Raw genomic sequence first — 16,814 nt, forward strand, 5'->3', positions numbered from 1 at the left:
GGTTCGCCTAGACTTATAGATTAATTCGGGCGAGCCGCAGCCGATGAACGTTGAGGATCTAATTGAGGGCTTAATGCGTGTAGGATCAATTATTGAAGGTGGTAGATATGTTATAAATCCACCTGCCCAGCAATTCACAGGTCTCTGGGCTCGTGTGGCCGCCCCTGCCGCACTCCTTTATATATGGGCAGAAAAAGCATGGAATTCCCATTAATAGCTCTATGTCGGTTCCCATGCCGCTTTTCATGCCCTCCATTAACGTCTTAGCCTTCTTTATGCCGGCCTCCGTTAATCGTATCACGTACTGGCTTCTCTTATCTCCCCCTACCTTATCCCGCTCTATGAATCCCCTCCTCTCCAGCTTGCTGAGGGCCGGTATGCCTGTCTTGCTGTTTATCCCCGCCATTCTCCATAGTTCCCTTTGGTTATATTGATTGCCTAGCTTTACGAGGGCTATCAATATCTTGCTCTCGTTCTCATCAAGTTCCCCATAATCTCCTTCCTCGCTCATCATTCCTCTACATTCATTGCTGATTAAAAACGTTGCGTCAACGTAATCATCTTTGTTATACAGATGTAGTATATATAATTAGAAAAGCGGGCATTGACCGTGTCTAGGCACGATTACGCAACAATGATAACAACGGTCGAGACGCGTTAAATCGATCTATTATTATACTAGTAAAATTTTTTAAACTGGAAAAGCAGACGTAGAATTGCTATGTCATCAAACGGTGATCGGATATGGATATAAGGAAAGTTGCGGTTATAGGGGCAGGCGAGATGGGCCACGGCATAGCCGAGGTCTTCGCAATAAATGGGTTTCAGGTAAACCTGATGGACGCATATGAGGATGCCTTAAAGAAAGGATTGAATAGAATTAGAGAAAGTCTCTCAAAGCTCGCCGAGAAGGGCAAGGTGAAGAGCGTTGATGAGGTGATGAGCAATATAAATTCATTCACGGACCTGGCGGCTGCGGTGAGCAATGTGGACCTTGTTGTTGAGGCGGTGCCCGAGATAGTTGACTTGAAATTGAAGATATTCAAGGAAGTCGACGCATCAGCGCCGCGCCGCGCGATAATCGCTTCAAACACAAGTAATATACGCATAAGCGACCTGGCCGCCGTAACTGCTAGGCCTGAGATGGTGGTCGGCATGCACTTCTTCAATCCGCCCGTGGTGATGAAGCTGGTCGAAGTAATAAAGGGAGAGAAGACAAGCGACGATGTGATGCAGCAGGTCTTCGACCTGTCCAAATCCCTCGGCAAGACTCCGGTCAAGGTACTCAAGGACTCGCCTGGCTTCATAGTGAACAGGATACAGGCGCCGGAATTGCTTCTTCTATGCTTGATACAGGATAAGGGAATTGCATCACCGGAGGAAGTCGATGCGCTGCTGCTCGGCCAGGGACTGCCCATGGGCGCATACGAGTTGCTGGACTTCGTGGGTATAGACGTGGTTTACCACAGCATGGAGTACTTCTCCAAGGCATTGTCCAGCGACTATGGTAAGTGCAGTACAATACGGAGGCTGTATGAGGAGAAAAAGCTAGGCAAGAAATCAGGCGCGGGATTCTATGACTGGAGCAAGGGGAGGCCATCAATAGATATATTGAAGGCAACGAGTAAGGTGAGCCTTATGGACTTCTTCGCCGTGGAGATAAATGAGGCGGTCAAAGTTATGGAGGAGGGGATCGCCGAGAAGCCGGAGGATGTCGATACCGCGGTGATGCTTGGACTGAACAGGCCATTCGGTCCATTCGGGGTAGCCAAGAGCCTCAGTAACAGCGATGTAAAGGCGAAGCTAGAATCCCTGGCCAAGGAGTTCGGCGTAGATGTGTTCAAGCCGGCTAAATCAATAGCTGAGGGACGGCTTAGGGAGGTAGCGCAGGGCAGGATAAAGTTCGTGATTGAACAGCCAAAGGCCCAACAACCTGTCAAGGAGGCAGCCAAGGAGGAAGTAATCGCGGCTGGGAAAGGCGTTGGCCAGTACGAGACCATAAAGGTGGAGAAGTTCGACTTCAAGGTGGCCAGGATAAGCATAAACAGGCCCAAGTATAATACGATAAATGGCAAGGTGCTCGATGAATTGAACTCAGCGATAGACTCGTTGTGGGATGACCCAGAGGTAAACGTCGTGGTGATCACGGGAGTCGGCGATGTAATGTCGGCCGGCGCCGATTTAACGGGCTTCTACTTCTCCAACCCCCTCCAGTTCACCGAGTTCTCCAGGAGGGGAGAAAGGACCTTCAGGAAGCTAATGGAAATGCCAAAGCTAACAATAGCAGCCATAAAGGGCTACGCGCTTGGAGGAGGGCTCGAGCTATCCCTGGCCTGCGATCTAAGGGTGTCCACCGAGGATGCCCAGCTTGGATTCCCGGAGGTCACCCTAGGCTTAATACCGGGGTGGGGAGGCACTCAACGCGCGGTCAAGTTGATTGGAGTGAGCAGGGCAAATCAATTGATACTAACCGGGGAGAGAATAAGCGCGAAGACGGCATTCGAGTGGGGATTGGTGAATGCCCTATTTCCCAAGGAGGGCTTCGACGATAAGGTGATCCAGTACGCCAAGGAGATAGCGAGCAGGACGGCGCCGATTTCAATAGCGCTAGCCAAGAGGTTGACCAATAAGGCAGGTGAGGTGGCCAGCGATGTCGGCTTGGAGATGGAGTCCACCGCGATGGGCTTGCTGTTCTCCACGGAGGATCTAAAGGAGGGAATAACAGCATTTGCGCAGAAGAGGCAGCCCAACTTCAGGGGGAGATGAGCATGGATGTATATATAGTCGACTTTTTGAGAACCGCGTTCTCGCGGTCTCGTCCCAATGAGCCCGAGAAGGACGTATTCAATTCGATAAGAATGGATGAGGCCCTGGCCAAGTTGATACGGGAGTCTATAAATAGGACCGGGGTTAATCCGAAGGAGATAGGCGACGTTATAACCGGTTGCGCGCTTCAGGCGGACGAGAACTGGTTATACGCTGGTCGCCACCCCGTCTTTCTAGCCGATCTGCCCGTGGAGGTGCCCGCAATGGCCGTGGATAGGGCGTGCGCGTCCAGCATGACATCCATCTCAATAGGGGCTATGGAAATAATGAGCGGCAACTCCGATATAGTGCTGGCGGGCGGCATGGAGCATATGACCCATGTTCCAATGAGCAATAACCCCCATGTCGCGATAAACTTCAAATTAATGACTGACCCTCATTATGCTCACCTCCAAATGGGCATTGGCTACAACATGGGATTAACCGCGGAGAACCTGGCTCGGTACGCGAAAATACCGAAGGAGGAGATGGATCAGTTAGCATACAGAAGCCACATGTTAGCGGCTAAGTCGCTTGAGGAGGGGTGGTTCAAGGGCGAGATACTGCCCCTCGAGGTCGAGTACCAGGGAGATAGGATAGTGGTGGATAGGGATCAAAGCATAAGGCCCGACACCACGCTCGAGCAAATATCGAAACTGCCTCCAGCGTTCATGCCTAACGGCGTCATAACGGCTGGCAACTCATCCCCGCTCAACGCAGGCGCATCGCTGGTCATGTTGATGTCCGAGAAGAAGGTAAAGGAATACGGGTTGAAGCCTCTTGCCAAGATAAGATCCATGGGGTGGGCAGGCGTTCACCCGGCTCTGATGGGAATGGGGCCGGTGCCGGCCAGCCAGAAGGCGCTGCAGAGGGCTGGATTGAGGCCGGAGGACATAGATTACTGGGAAATAAACGAGGCGTTTGCGGTCGTGGTTCTATACGCGGTTAAGCAATTGGGGCTTGACATCAATAGAGTCAACATACACGGCGGCGCGATAGCGATTGGGCACCCTCTAGGGGCCACTGGGGCTAGGATAACTGGAACCCTGGCCAGGATATTGAATGAGAAGGGAAAGAACCTTGGCGTCGCCACGCTCTGCGTGGGTAGTGGGCAGGGATTCGCAATAGTGCTGGAGAGGGCTTGATAAAGGAAAATTAAATAATTATCTCTATCTCTATCTTTTCCATGAGCTCCCTATACCTGCTCCTAATCGTGACGTCGGTAACGCTGGCTATGCTCGCCACGTCCCGCTGCTTCGTTCTTATTCCGAATATCATCATTGCTATATAGACTGCCGCCGCTGCCACGGAGTAATTTGATTTTCCATTCAACAGCCTCTTCTCATGCGCCTTGTTCAGCAGATCCATGACGAAGCTATAGACGTTCTTCTTGCTTATGGGGCCGGTGTCTATGCCGTTCACCAGGGCAGTTACGTACTTCATAACATCGCTTCCATTGCTTTGAAGCTTATCGTAGCCAGCTTGCCTTATCTTGGTTATAACCCTGTTTAATCCGTGCCCGTCTATTCCTGACATCTTCACAAGGGTCTTTAGCCTGCAGGGTATTCCCTCCTTCTTGCAGTTAAGGTAAGTCAAGGCAACCGCGGTCTCCCTAAGGCGGGCCCTGTATCCCCGCTCCGCCAATTTCCTGTAATCCCTTATCACGTTTGGCAATATGTAGCTGGGCAATGATAGCTTTATTAGGAGTTGCTTCACGACGTGCCTTATCGTCACCACGTTACGCTCTATGCTGCTGGTCCTCGTTATTGCCTCTATCTTCCTGTTGAAGCTTATGGAGTACCTCTTGCCCATGATCTTCCCAATCCTGAGAATCCCAATCCCCAGGTTAGGCTGCGTCTCATCTATTGCCTGGGCACGCGCTCTGCTTGGCTTGTCCCCGAAGTCGCGCCACTCGGCTCCCATATCTATTATGGGCCTCTCCTCTATTACGGTGCCGCACTTACTGCATATTAACTCGCCTCTCTCTCCATCATATATTACATCCGTTGACCCACAGACTTGACACTTAATTTCCTCTACCTGCTTCACGCCTACCACCTCTCCTCTCTCTTCTATTCTCGCGCGATGCTCTCTTCTCCAAATCCTTCGCCGTGACGTAGATGGGCTTCCCCACTACCTCGTTCGGATCGGCGCGGCTTGTCTTTATCAATCCATAAGGGGCTTTGACGGGTCCTATCACGTCGTATAGGGCGCCGACTCGCTTCATGCCGTAGTCGAACACCTGAATGCCTAGGGGAGGAATGAAGGTTAACCTGGCCACTATCCTTCCATCGCTCGCCACATGGCTTACCGTGCCTATTTTCCTTAATGACATGGCGTATACGTTGCGGCCGCCCGTTTTTAACTGTAAACGCTAAATATTTCGGATAACTCTACCGGCCTCATTCATACATTATTAGCATAATATCATTAATCATGGGCTTGCATTATGCCTTTATATATTATATTTATAATTGAAAGTAATGATTCGGTTCCATCGCGTGGATTTCTAAAATCAAAATAACCTTTTTAAATAATAGATGGGCTGAATTAACCCATGGAGAATGCATCGACCCAAGTAGGGAGCGGCGATATCGACATAGTGTACTTCAAGAACCTCAGGGAGTTGATTTCCTACTTGGATCAGTTGATCTTGGATAACCAGAGAAAGGCAGAGGCAATAAATAAGGATATAGAGGCACTGAAGAGCCGCGTCGATAAATTCCAGGCATTGCAGCGGATAATAGAGGAATTAATAGAGAAAAACAAGGAGGTGCTGCCAACCGCAATAGAATTAACAGGGCTAAAGATATACATAGATCCAAGGCCCACCGACGAGTATGACATACTAAAGGAGGGTCTCGATGCCATAATGGATAGGAACTCCGTGCTTAAGAAGGTCAGGGATGTCGTGGATATATTGCAAAGCAAGGTAGGCCAGAGCGATACCATGATAGTGGTAGAAATGAGAAACGGCGTGCCGACAAAAATAGTGTTCAGAGGATGGTGAGCTCATAGTCGCATTTATTATGCGCAGCTTGTAGTGAATTGCTTTTATAGCCGCTGTGCGCTGGGCTTTCCATGAAGCTTCAAGTCGCGCTGGACTTGGTCGATATAGAGGTAGCGGCTAGCATGGCTAAGTCGCTCTACACCGCCGGAGCCGTCGACGTGCTGGAGGCAGGCACTCCATTGATAAAATCCAGCGGTATGTACTCCGTTGCCAGGCTAAGGTCGTGCTGCAGGAATGCAACTATATTTGCCGACCTCAAAACCATGGACGCAGGCGCAATAGAGGTTAGGATGGCTGGGGAGGCGGGCGCTGATATGGCCAGCGTATTGGCTGTAGCCCCCCTGGAGACAATAGTGGACTTCACCAAGACGGCGGCATCCATTGGGATTAAGTCCGTGGTCGACTTCATAGGGGTGACGGATGTGGAGGGTAGGCTTAGGGAGATCTTGGCGGCGGGGGCCAGGCCCGATTATGTCGGCCTTCACGTTGGCATTGATGTTCAGAAGAGCACTGGGTTGACGGCGGCCAACTTGATCGATAAGGCCGTTCAAATAAAGCAGAAGCACGGCATCCAGGTAACAATAGCAGGGGGCATAGATGAGAGGATAGCCAAATCACTGGCTGGAAGGGACATAGATATAGTGGTTGTGGGCGGCGCAATAACCGGAGCCGATGACCCACTCGCATCAGCATCCAGAATACGGCGCTCCCTGGGAATATAGCCCATGCGCCTCCAAATGGAGCGATCAGCGATACGCCGCGGCAACTTCATTTCTAAGCATCGACGTTTTCAGTTGATGGGGCTCTTCGTTGGCGCGTTTAGTTTCAGGTCTCCAAGGTAGTGAGTACTTCTCCGTTAATTTGGATTGGAAAATTCCATTGCTTTTAGCGATGGGGCCTTTTGAGAAGATTACAAATTGAAATGAAGAAGAGAAAAAGAATGGATACCATAGCCATTATGGTGGAAACACGGTCATAAAGAGGCGATGCATCGGGCCAAATTTGTCCGTAAATAAAATATTTTGCTGGATAACTTGTATTAACTACATTGTGCAATATCAGCGTGTACTTCACGTAGCCTGGGCTTTGTGGGGCCTGCTTAGACGGCGATAACGACTCGTAGATCTTAAGGGAGGTATTGGGTTTATTAACTAGGATTAAGTAGGAATTAGCATGATGGAATTGATAATCTCATCAGCGCTCGGCCTATTGAAATGAATGCCAAGCCTATTAAAAAGCGTGCCGATCCAGGTCAGGAAAAGCCTAAATGCCATATAGTCGCGGGGAGGGATGTAATTCAGCAGCCAAACCATCGCTTCTCATCAACTCCCCAATCCTAGGCTCATCATTAATGCGAATCCATAATAATAATCCAGTAATATTTATTGAGTTCAACTCTAATTTTACGATCTAAAAAGCTAATAAATACCTTTTACGTAATTTAATATTGAAATGCTATTCAAACAGCTTCAGATGTTTTATTATCAATGGCGGACCAGCTTCTTTATAAAGGAGATCCCGTACAAGTGTTTGAAAAATTTACTTGGATTTCACGTAGTATCTTTACAGGATGATGTAGAAAAATTTCTCTAAGAGTTATAAGATATTATGCATTATAAAAGAATGATGGAGCATTTTTAATTTAAAGTAAAATAATATAAAAACAATTTTAATCTTTTTACAAAGTAATAGTTAATAAGAACTTATTTGGTATTTTAGAATTTAGGAGAGGAAATAAGAAAACTGTTAAATATCTATTACTTGAAGTTTATCCTTGTAGGCTTCTATTATTTATTATTTTTTCATAATAAGACGCTTTATTTACTTAAACTTTTTACTAAGCTATGGAAGATCCAGGAAATTGTTCAAAGATCTTAACCTAAGCTTTTATCGATATCTTTAAATAATGGATTTTTAGACTATTATTTTAGGTGAAAATATTAAACCTCAGAATGATTTATATGATAATTTAGCAAAAGTAGCGGTTAAGGCTAAACAGGAACATTTTTCATCTTCTCAAGTTAACAATTTCTTGGAATATTCCCAATCTACTAGCGATAGAAACGAATTGTTTGTCTTTATAATGAGACAAGCAGAAAGAGGAAAATATACTGAAACAGCAAAGTTGATGCTAAACTACCTTAAGGATAAGGATATGTCAGAAATAAGGAAGTTTATTGGACTATTAAAGTGGGTAATGGACGCAATAGAAAACGTTAATGTCGATTCAAACATTAATAATTTTGAATCCTTGCTTGATCTTTACATCAAGAATTCAACTACAAACCAAGGTTATTCAGGATATCCTAGGCATCAAGGTGGTTCTCATGGATATAATAGGAGCTGATTTTGACACTCTGTCTTCGATAATTGATATTTCTGGATATCTCGTTAACGAATCCCCTTTGAGAGTAGGAGGAGGTAGGGGGAATAAATTTGACTCTGCTGCAGATTCTCCTATAATCACAATGGGCAATATTCCTTTCATTCCAGGTTCTACCTTAAAAGGATCCTTAAGATCTCTTGCAGAAGCTTACGCAAAAAGTATGGGATGGAAAGTTGTTTATCCATATGATGATGCAAAGGAAGAGGAACTTAACGATTGCATAACTTGTGTGCTTTTCGGTTCAAAGAACGTAGCTTCTAGGGTATATTTATTCGATTCTCCTTTAAAGGGGGACGTTAGGACGGGGATAAGAACTATGGTAGCCATCAATAGGGTCTTCGGAGCTCAACAACCCAAAATGTTATATAAGCTGGATTACATAGAACCCAATTCCCTTTTTGATTTTAAAATGAGAATAATTAACCTTGATGTAATTAATGGGGAAAATGATGAATGGAAGAAGAAAGGAGTACAAATAATTAATTTCCTTATTTCCCAACTTAAGGAAGGTATTATGATTGGTTCTAGGAAAAGTACGGGCTATGGATTAGTAAAGTTTAATGATGCTAAGTATGTTTTAAAGAAACTAGTTAACGGGGAGATGAAAGTAATTAAGGAGGGAAAATTATGACGCTCTTGATAAGAAAGGATATCTTGGCAAGGAGAGTTAAAATTTACGGCAAGATTGAGACTTTAGCTCCTTTAAGAATAGGAAAAGGTAGGGAAGAAACTAACCCAGAATCTGCAGCTACAATGCAAATTATACGAACTTATGATGAAAAACCTTTAATTCCCGGTAGTAGTTGGAAGGGAATTTTCAGATCCACAGGCGAGAAAATAGCTAAGGAGAACAGGATTTTCACTTGTACTGGTTTAACTAGGCAAACATGCATGGACAAGATTTTAAGCCAAGTTCAGTCATTAATGTCAAAAAACATAGATGAGGCTATAAAGCTAGTATGGGATGAGACTTGCATTAATTGTAAGATTTTTGGTGCCCCCTCGCTTTATTCTGCGATATCAATATTTGATTCTATTGCAGAAAAATTCAATATAGGATATAGACCAATGATAGCAATAAGTAGGGATACTGGGGCCGTTACTAGGAGCGCATTGGCAACAACAGAATACGTTGAGCCTGGTTCAATTTTTCCCTTTCTGTTAATAGGGAATAATCTCCCTAATTATGCAATAGGTTACATTATCAAAATTATGAGATACATAAATGACGGTCTGGTGCAGATAGGAGGAAATAAGAGTAGGGGTTTTGGTTTCATAACTTTCTCTAAATTAAGCTTGGAAATAAGCGACTATAAAGATGGCAAACTAAAAGCTATAGACGATCTTGATAAGGAAATAACTATCGATTTACCTAAAGATTCTGAAGGTAAAGATTTCTTCGTAAAAACTAAGCCTTTAGAGGAGGTGTTTAACAATGCAAAGATTTAATTCCCACTCAGTAATTTACACTGATAGAAGTTTACCACCAATAATGAAGATCCCAGTAACCTTGAGTATAGTATCAGAATATCTTCATATATCAGAGGATCCTAAACCTCTTCTCTCAGTTAAAATAAACGGTGACGTATCAAAGGTTATCAATGATTTTATTTTGGGCAAGAAGCCAAATTTAGATGCTTACTTTGAAAGGGATTACGTTAGATTTATGAGCACAGAAAAAGGTTTAGTAATCCCAGGAAATACTGTAAAAGGAGCAATAAGGAGTAGATTAGAATTATTAATGGACTGCGCATGTTACAATTCTCTAGGTAATAGGCCTTCCAAGAGTAAAAGCAATACGTACATAAGCATATATCATCCAAAGAGAAAACAAAGTGATAGATTTGATCCCTACAGAAATAAATATATTTGCTATGTTTGTAATCTTTTTGGAAATGCTGGGTTAGCTAGTAGAGTTAATTTTAGTGATCTTGAATTCCAAGAGGGCAAAGTAGATTTTATAACAATAAAAGGTATAATTTATGAAGTTGCGAGAAGAGGCTCTACATTTAAAGGAAATATTATCCTGGATAATCCTCAACCTCATGAAATAGGAATGCTGCTTTATGGTGCAGGATATAGAGGACAAGGTAAATGGAAAACCTTGTTATTAGGGAGATTTAAGTACGAGATGAAGGACTTTGGAAGAGTTAAATTCAATATACAAATAAATAATGCAGATTCCTACCTTAATGCTTTCTTATCCTTGCATAAAGGACATATCCATGACGTGGAGGAGGATTGGAAATGACTAAAATCGTACTCTGTTTTAAAAAAGATCTAAGTATTGAAATAAATGGCACTGAATGTATAACGAAAGTAGAAGTTGAAGAAGAGAAGTCTGACGATAAATCCAAGATAAAACATGGAAATCTCGAATACGTAGAGGAAAAGGTGATGAAAGATTATTAGAGGAATTTATAGACCTTTAAAGGGAAAAGTAGAGTTTACCGACGAGAAAAGAAATGAAAAAGCTTTCAAAAAATTAGTAAATTTAACTGCAAACTCAATCCTTATACTCTATAACTCTAGTTATATAAATGCTCCAGAAGATCTAGCTAACGCTCTTTCAGATATCATCTCTTTAGTATATAAGGCTCCCATGATTCTTCCGCCATTACCCTACACTTCTAAAAATAAATTTATTGCAAATAATTTTGATTATCTCACATCATATATAATTAATAGATATAAAGGGGATATTAAACCATCACAGATTCTAGATATAAGCGCTGATATTCTTATAAATATATTAAGATATGATTCTTATAAAGATATAGAAGATATTTATGAAACTTTAATTTCTACTCCTGCAGATACTAGACCAGGGAAGAATTTTTCTTCCCTTGCCTCACACATGAACCTTACGTCGCTAATAGCATGGTTAATATTCGGCAAAGCTAAAGATATACCGTATTATAGGTTAGCATCTATTTTGCACGATATAGGGAAGATGGTTGAGCCTGAAGCTCACATTGATGGAGCTACACAATTCTTTAATGAAGTTTTTAAAAAGATAAAAGAAGAGATAAAAAAAGGAAACACGAAAGAAAACATAATAGATTATTATTTTGATGTAGTAAAGGATAAGGTTGAAAAATATCACTCTATAGACTTTAAACCAGATCATATAGCAGCAGAAAATGAGAGATTTCCTAACAAAATTATAGAGGAAGCACTATCTAGGGATGAGAATTGTAAACCTTTTCTAGAAATGCTTGGGCAGAGAAGTACTGCAGAACTAAAGAAAAACGAAGAAGAATATAAGAAAAAATACGAATTATGTTCAAAGGAAGCTTATGAGTATATTAGATCTTATAAGCCTCAAAAGAATGCCGTATCAGAAAATACTAAGAATATTAAAGGATACATATATTACATAAACTTTACTGGAGTTCAGTCCTTCATCGAATACTTCAGCAACTTAAAGGATATTTCTACTGCGAGCTTCATGGTAGATTTTATAGTATCTACTTTACCTTTTGTTCACTTCGATAATTTACTTTCCCATAAAACTAGACTTCCATTGGAAGCATTACTTGTAGTTAGTGGAGGACATTCTATCCTAATAGGAAGATCAGACGTAAAGCCTGAAGATTTTATTAATGAAATAGAAAATGATCAATTACTAAAAGGCTTGGATATAGAATTATCTATTGCGTATAGACCTTTCTTTATCAATGATGACTTAGTGTCCTATGATGTTGTTACCGACTTAATTAGGGAATCACAGTTCAATAACTTGAATTTTAAGGGTACTAAAGTCCTTTCACTTGGGTTACACAGAAATTGCGATAACTGTAAAGAAAGGCCCGCTGTAGAGAAAATCGGCGAAGAATACTTATGCTCAAGATGTAAGATTATTAGAGACTATTCTAATAAAAGAGGATTTTCGGCTAGAGTAATGCCTAAATATTATATAAATGGAAAGGAAGTAGAAATAGGGTATAACGAGATAGATCCTATGGTTTTTATTTCTGGAGGACGCTCCAATGACGATTCTAGATACACTAGTATTATAAAATTCGACGCTAACGATGCATCAAAATATTTTGCAAATACTTTAACATGGAGTGAATATGTGGACAAGAGTTTCTATACAGATTATTGGATAAAGAAAAGCTTGAGGGATACAGTTAATGCATATTATAATAAAAACCCTGAAATGATAAAAAGGCTGATAGCCGGTATTCAATTCTTAGGAGGAGATGAAGGATTATTAATATCTCCCTCATTAATTTCTATTAATTTCATGATTGATATGATTAATGAAGTAAATAACAAGACTGGTGTTAATTTTAAGGTAGGAATAGCTACAGTAAAACCTGACCATCCAATACAGTTTGCAATATTTACTGCAGAAAAAATTATGGATAAAGCAAAGATAAAAGAAGGAAAAGGAGATAACAGTATTGGCATAATATTTTCGCCTTCTTTTATCTCACCATCAGTGGTAGAAAGTTTTCAGAAGGCAGGAGATTTTACAATATTAACGTTCCAAAATACTTTCTCTCAAATTGAAGAAATACTTAATGACGTATCAATTGATGTTTCTAAGGAAGACGATGATAATTTAAAGGATTATGTAAGAGAGCTAGAAGATATTGTAGAATTCCATTATAGGCATAAAAACATTAATGAGACATTGATTTATTTAATAAGAGAAAGAATTAGATATAGAAAATATTCTCAACTTATAGACTTGATTCTTAAAAGTTATGATTCTAAGAATAAAAAGATAAACTTACTAGATACATATTTTATTTTAAAAAATATACAATCAGGATTCTCTAAGGTGAGTAAGACATGAAATTTAAAGTTCATTTAAAAAATCTAAGTTCTTTAACTGTAGGTAATAGTTCAAGGATAGCTTATGTAGATATAGGATTTAACGATATGGGTATTCCAGGCTCAAGCATTAAAGGAGCAATGAGGACTGCTATATCTTGGGCAATAAAAAATGGATTAATTAAAGGATTTACTTCGTGCGGTGAAGTAAGGCCAGAAAAAATAAAAGAGGCACATAAGAATGGAGCTTGCGATATATGCAAACTGTTGGGATATCCAGACCATGAAGGAGTTCTAAGAGTATCTTCAATTAATGTAAGCAAAATGAACATACTAACTAGGGTTTCAATAGAAGACACTACTAACACTTCAAAGGAACATGCGTTATTTAAACAGGAAGTTATGCCTCCGAATCAAGATCTAACTTTCGAAATAGAACTTTATACTAACGATTGCAAGATGCTTGAATTAACCTTATTTTCATTATACTTCCTAAGACTCTGGAGATTAGGTAGAGGAGGAATGATAGATTTAAAGATAGATGAAATAAAGGAATGTCCTTCTCTAGAAGTAAAGAAATATTTAGGTGATTGGTTATGGCAATAATCCTTAGAATAACTCCAAAAGAACCCATATCATTCTATACTAGAGCAATAAAGACATATTACTTTACTACAAAGGACTATATTCCTGCTACAACTATTAGAGGAGCTTTACTTGAAGCTTATCTAAGGAAAAATAATAATAATATTAATGATTTTTACAAGAAATCTCTAAATTTTTATGTTAGTCCGGCATTTCCATTAAACTCTGCTCCCGCACATCCATTCTTACCTGCTATTACAAGGAAGAGTGAAAAATTCATGGAAGAACCTAACTCACTTCAAAATTTGAGCAAAAATAATGTGAGCAAATATTTAGAAAAAACTTTGAACGATATAAAAGAAAAGTCGGAGACAGAAGAAGGACAATATCCTAAGCCGAAAATAGGTACTATAGTGAAATTGATAGATCATGAGTCTACTCCATACCGATACGTTAGCAATAAATTTAGCTCAATAATTAATATGCACGTAGCCATAAACAAATTCCATGGTTCTTCGGAAGCTGGGATGTTATTTGCATACGAATATAAGGAAGTCGGAGATTTATGGGCTATTGCAAGTGAAGATCTAGAAATAGACGAGGCTTACATTGGAAAATCCAGATACAAAGGAGCTGGAAAAGTAGAGATAAAGAAGATTAAGGATTATAAAATACAGAATCCGACAGAAGGGGAATGGGCATACTGTTTGAGTCCATGTTTAGATAAATTCCTCGATAAAACCTATTTTGAGTACGATAATGCTTTAGGTAAAGAAGAATTATACAATGCATGGTTTACCTATAAAGATATTATGGGTAGAAAGCCACTGTTGAAGGTATTGTCTCCAGGCTCTATAGTAAAAATGAAGAAGATCAATGACTTGGATGAATTAAAGCCCGCAGGACTTAATTTTATAATAAAAATTAAGGACTTAAGATCTTTCCTAATGGAGGTGCAATAAAAATGAAATTTTATCTATTTAATCTATTATTTAAAACAAGCGGATTAAGAATAGGCGGAGAAACCGATAAGAACGTTTTATATTTCCTAAAATACGAAAATACATATATAATACCGTACAGCTCGTGGAAAGGGTCATTTAAAAGGATAACTGAATACGTGGCAAAATCTATGAATGTGGGAAGTTCTTCATTCCATAAAAATGATAGCCATCCAGGGTATACAGATTCTGACATAGCTAAGATAATGAATAACGTGAGAAATAAATCACAAAATGGGAAAATAAAAGGAAAAAACATTGTTAGCCAAGAATATCCTTATTTGACATCAATATTTTCTCCAGAGAACGAGTACAGTATTAAAGATGTAGAAAATAAGATAACTGAATATATAGCGTCTATTAAATGTCCTATAGATGGGCTTTATGGTTCTAATTTCTTCGCTTCAAAATTAACGTTTAGCGATTCCTATTTTGAAGAAACTACCGATTTCATTACCCACGTAACTATAAATAGAAAGACTATGAAGTCTCATGAAGAAGAAAAAGGTGGGCATCTATTTGATGAAGAGATATTAAGACCTAGTAAAATCACTCTTAAAATTATCCTTAGAATACCAAATGAAGAAGAACTAAAAGTATGGAAGAATACGCTAAGGTTCATAAATACTGAAGGTTTACAAATAGGTGCAGGTAAATCTAGAGGATTGGGATTATTGCAATTAGATAAAGAGAGTACAGTAGTGGAAATTGAAAATTTCAATAAAATATCTCGTAATATGGATGACTTTCTAAAATAATTAGTCTTTTTAGAGAAGTTTTAAAACTGTTAATCTGTAAAAATACATATGGGATCTCTGGTATATATAGCAGGAGATGTATCAAATTATAGCCCAGTTGAGTATAAATTTGAAGATAAAAAAGAAAAGACGTTCTTTTCGGCTCATGCTCTATCTAAAATATTTGGAGTAGAAAAGACAATAGCACTGCTACCAGATAGCTTGATACAGGCTCCAGATCAATCGGAAGAGGAAAAAGTAGAAACTATGAAGAAAGGTTATAGAAAACTTATCTTGGATAAAGCTAGTATTCTTAAAGATCAAGGGAAAATAGACCAGCAAATTGAGTCAGACATTAAGTCTTTCGTTGATAATCTTATCATTGAAGTTATACCTAACGTTGGAATAGGCCAAGCAATTAAAGTAAATTATAATGGAGAACTATTAAAGACAGACAAGAATGAAAATAAATTCCAAAGATATTCCTGCTCTAAATCTAGAAGCCCAGTTTTTATCTTTAATGTAGTTTATACAATACTTCACGATCTAATTAATAACGAAATAATTTTAGATTTAACTCATGGAACTAACGTTTTAACATCAATAGTCATGGCAGTAGGGTCTTTATTTGAAACTAGGTTTTTTGCAGCTCCTGTGATGGGACCGCCTACTCAAGATCAAGTAAATCAAGTAAACATCGTGGAGCTTACGGACATAGTAGAAGCGATGAAAGATTCATTAATGATAAGTTCTTCAATACAAGCGTTGGATGAAAGATATTTTAAAGACTATAGAGATAAATTAAATAGTCCTAATCTTAATCCTAATAATTTTAATGAGGAAAAAACTATTATTAGTAAAATAAAAGGTAAAGATCCTAGTAAAGTAATAGAACTATTATGGAACTTAAGAAACGGTTTTACAGTAAGAGCTGTACATTCAATGTCTGATGTTGAACAGTATTCACAACAACTTGAGAAAGACGTAAATGAACTTTCCAAATTTTATAGAGAGTGGTATAATCATCCAAGATTAGAAAATGTAAAAGAATTAATTGTTTCCAATTTTTACTCGACACTGGAAGTTAAAAATATCATTTTTAGAGGGAATGATATAGATAAGTTACACGAATTAGTCTCATTATACATTAAAGCAAAACTTTACGATAAAGCTATATCTTTATCAAGAGAATTACCCGTTGCAATATGTTTAGACTCTAATGGTGGAGGAACGTTTGAAGACGATGACAGAAAATATAAGGATTGTGAAGATTTAGTGACGTCTTATTTAAGACTAAAATACAGTAATTTAATACAAAATAGAAATTATTTAATGCATGGCGGATTATCTAAGGATATGAAGGTAGAGGTAAAAAACGGTATGCTAAACGAGAAGAACCAAATAGATAAGAAAATAATAGAGGAATACATAAAGGGATCCTTAAAAAGCGATTTAGAAGATATAATCAGAATATCTAAAGGATGAATTTCGTGTATAAATAT

Annotated in this window: 17 protein-coding genes; 14 read left to right on the forward strand and 3 right to left on the reverse strand. The window is 39.6% G+C overall.

Annotated features, from left to right (window positions below; translation table 11 throughout):
• Window positions 1–85: 85 nt before the first annotated feature.
• Entirely contained in the window at window positions 86–511 is a 426-nt protein-coding gene (locus ACZ5ZS_RS03935) for a MarR family transcriptional regulator (protein WP_188597055.1), read from the reverse strand.
• 233 nt (window positions 512–744) lie between these two features.
• Here ACZ5ZS_RS03935 and ACZ5ZS_RS03940 point away from each other — a divergent pair, with 233 nt between their 5' ends.
• Window positions 745–2,766 carry a 3-hydroxyacyl-CoA dehydrogenase/enoyl-CoA hydratase family protein gene (locus ACZ5ZS_RS03940; protein WP_188597056.1) on the forward strand — a complete coding sequence of 674 codons (2,022 nt, stop codon included), beginning with the start codon at window positions 745–747 and terminating at the stop codon, window positions 2,764–2,766.
• On the forward strand, window positions 2,763–3,950 hold the full coding sequence (locus tag ACZ5ZS_RS03945; protein ID WP_188597057.1) for an acetyl-CoA C-acetyltransferase: 1,188 nt from the start codon (window positions 2,763–2,765) through the stop codon (window positions 3,948–3,950). Before ACZ5ZS_RS03940 ends, ACZ5ZS_RS03945 begins: the two co-directional genes overlap by 4 nt.
• Window positions 3,951–3,960: 10 nt before the next feature.
• Here ACZ5ZS_RS03945 and ACZ5ZS_RS03950 read toward each other — a convergent pair whose 3' ends face one another.
• Both ACZ5ZS_RS03950 and ACZ5ZS_RS03955 read right to left on the reverse strand, forming a co-directional pair.
• Window positions 3,961–4,854, reverse strand: a complete 894-nt coding sequence (locus ACZ5ZS_RS03950) for a TFIIB-type zinc ribbon-containing protein (protein WP_188597058.1) — start codon at window positions 4,852–4,854, stop codon at window positions 3,961–3,963.
• On the reverse strand, window positions 4,832–5,140 hold the full coding sequence (locus ACZ5ZS_RS03955) for an H/ACA ribonucleoprotein complex subunit GAR1 (protein ID WP_188597059.1): 309 nt from the start codon (window positions 5,138–5,140) through the stop codon (window positions 4,832–4,834). The genes ACZ5ZS_RS03950 and ACZ5ZS_RS03955 overlap by 23 nt, the downstream gene beginning before the upstream one ends.
• 222 nt (window positions 5,141–5,362) lie before the next feature.
• Between ACZ5ZS_RS03955 and ACZ5ZS_RS03960 the strand changes: the two genes are divergently transcribed.
• The 12 genes from ACZ5ZS_RS03960 to ACZ5ZS_RS04015 all read left to right on the forward strand — a co-directional run bounded on the left by ACZ5ZS_RS03960 (window position 5,363) and on the right by ACZ5ZS_RS04015 (window position 16,797).
• Entirely contained in the window at window positions 5,363–5,815 is a 453-nt protein-coding gene (locus ACZ5ZS_RS03960; protein ID WP_188597060.1) for a hypothetical protein, read from the forward strand.
• A gap of 71 nt (window positions 5,816–5,886) precedes the next feature.
• Complete coding sequence (locus ACZ5ZS_RS03965) at window positions 5,887–6,537, forward strand: orotidine 5'-phosphate decarboxylase / HUMPS family protein (protein WP_188597061.1); 651 nt, start codon at window positions 5,887–5,889, stop codon at window positions 6,535–6,537.
• A 1,310-nt stretch (window positions 6,538–7,847) separates the two neighbouring features.
• Complete coding sequence (locus ACZ5ZS_RS03970; RefSeq protein WP_188597062.1) at window positions 7,848–8,162, forward strand: hypothetical protein; 315 nt, start codon at window positions 7,848–7,850, stop codon at window positions 8,160–8,162.
• On the forward strand, window positions 8,143–8,832 hold the full coding sequence (locus tag ACZ5ZS_RS03975) for an RAMP superfamily CRISPR-associated protein (RefSeq protein WP_188597063.1): 690 nt from the start codon (window positions 8,143–8,145) through the stop codon (window positions 8,830–8,832). Before ACZ5ZS_RS03970 ends, ACZ5ZS_RS03975 begins: the two co-directional genes overlap by 20 nt.
• Before the next feature lie 5 nt (window positions 8,833–8,837).
• Window positions 8,838–9,650, forward strand: a complete 813-nt coding sequence (gene csx7 / locus ACZ5ZS_RS03980; RefSeq protein WP_188597064.1) for a type III CRISPR-associated RAMP protein Csx7 — start codon at window positions 8,838–8,840, stop codon at window positions 9,648–9,650.
• Entirely contained in the window at window positions 9,637–10,452 is an 816-nt protein-coding gene (locus tag ACZ5ZS_RS03985; protein WP_162508368.1) for an RAMP superfamily CRISPR-associated protein, read from the forward strand. Before csx7 ends, ACZ5ZS_RS03985 begins: the two co-directional genes overlap by 14 nt.
• Entirely contained in the window at window positions 10,449–10,613 is a 165-nt protein-coding gene (locus ACZ5ZS_RS03990; protein ID WP_188597065.1) for a hypothetical protein, read from the forward strand. Before ACZ5ZS_RS03985 ends, ACZ5ZS_RS03990 begins: the two co-directional genes overlap by 4 nt.
• A gap of 190 nt (window positions 10,614–10,803) precedes the next feature.
• Window positions 10,804–13,011, forward strand: a complete 2,208-nt coding sequence (locus tag ACZ5ZS_RS03995; protein WP_188597066.1) for a hypothetical protein — start codon at window positions 10,804–10,806, stop codon at window positions 13,009–13,011.
• Window positions 13,008–13,595: an RAMP superfamily CRISPR-associated protein gene (locus ACZ5ZS_RS04000; RefSeq protein ID WP_075059257.1), complete on the forward strand. Its 588-nt coding sequence runs from the start codon at window positions 13,008–13,010 to the stop codon at window positions 13,593–13,595. Before ACZ5ZS_RS03995 ends, ACZ5ZS_RS04000 begins: the two co-directional genes overlap by 4 nt.
• A complete protein-coding gene (locus ACZ5ZS_RS04005) occupies window positions 13,586–14,536 on the forward strand; it encodes an RAMP superfamily CRISPR-associated protein (protein WP_188597067.1) in 951 nt (316 codons plus the stop codon). Before ACZ5ZS_RS04000 ends, ACZ5ZS_RS04005 begins: the two co-directional genes overlap by 10 nt.
• Window positions 14,537–14,538: 2 nt before the next feature.
• Window positions 14,539–15,333 carry an RAMP superfamily CRISPR-associated protein gene (locus tag ACZ5ZS_RS04010; RefSeq protein ID WP_188597068.1) on the forward strand — a complete coding sequence of 265 codons (795 nt, stop codon included), beginning with the start codon at window positions 14,539–14,541 and terminating at the stop codon, window positions 15,331–15,333.
• 48 nt (window positions 15,334–15,381) lie between these two features.
• Entirely contained in the window at window positions 15,382–16,797 is a 1,416-nt protein-coding gene (locus tag ACZ5ZS_RS04015; protein WP_075059261.1) for a TM1812 family CRISPR-associated protein, read from the forward strand.
• Window positions 16,798–16,814: the final 17 nt, after the last annotated feature.

The organism is Thermocladium modestius (genome assembly GCF_055398215.1).

Bases quoted from the DNA above. Each gene is read 5' to 3' on its own strand.
- ACZ5ZS_RS03935 (WP_188597055.1), bottom strand. From the start codon at position 511: ATGAGCGAGGAAGGAGATTATGGGGAACTTGATGAGAACGAGAGCAAG.
- ACZ5ZS_RS03940 (WP_188597056.1), top strand. From the start codon at position 745: ATGGATATAAGGAAAGTTGCGGTTATAGGGGCAGGCGAGATGGGCCAC.
- ACZ5ZS_RS03945 (WP_188597057.1), top strand. From the start codon at position 2,763: ATGAGCATGGATGTATATATAGTCGACTTTTTGAGAACCGCGTTCTCG.
- ACZ5ZS_RS03955 (WP_188597059.1), bottom strand. From the start codon at position 5,140: ATGTCATTAAGGAAAATAGGCACGGTAAGCCATGTGGCGAGCGATGGA.
- ACZ5ZS_RS03960 (WP_188597060.1), top strand. From the start codon at position 5,363: ATGGAGAATGCATCGACCCAAGTAGGGAGCGGCGATATCGACATAGTG.
- ACZ5ZS_RS03965 (WP_188597061.1), top strand. From the start codon at position 5,887: ATGAAGCTTCAAGTCGCGCTGGACTTGGTCGATATAGAGGTAGCGGCT.
- ACZ5ZS_RS03975 (WP_188597063.1), top strand. From the start codon at position 8,143: ATGGATATAATAGGAGCTGATTTTGACACTCTGTCTTCGATAATTGAT.
- ACZ5ZS_RS03985 (WP_162508368.1), top strand. From the start codon at position 9,637: ATGCAAAGATTTAATTCCCACTCAGTAATTTACACTGATAGAAGTTTA.
- ACZ5ZS_RS03990 (WP_188597065.1), top strand. From the start codon at position 10,449: ATGACTAAAATCGTACTCTGTTTTAAAAAAGATCTAAGTATTGAAATA.
- ACZ5ZS_RS03995 (WP_188597066.1), top strand. From the start codon at position 10,804: ATGATTCTTCCGCCATTACCCTACACTTCTAAAAATAAATTTATTGCA.
- ACZ5ZS_RS04000 (WP_075059257.1), top strand. From the start codon at position 13,008: ATGAAATTTAAAGTTCATTTAAAAAATCTAAGTTCTTTAACTGTAGGT.
- ACZ5ZS_RS04005 (WP_188597067.1), top strand. From the start codon at position 13,586: ATGGCAATAATCCTTAGAATAACTCCAAAAGAACCCATATCATTCTAT.
- ACZ5ZS_RS04010 (WP_188597068.1), top strand. From the start codon at position 14,539: ATGAAATTTTATCTATTTAATCTATTATTTAAAACAAGCGGATTAAGA.
- ACZ5ZS_RS04015 (WP_075059261.1), top strand. From the start codon at position 15,382: ATGGGATCTCTGGTATATATAGCAGGAGATGTATCAAATTATAGCCCA.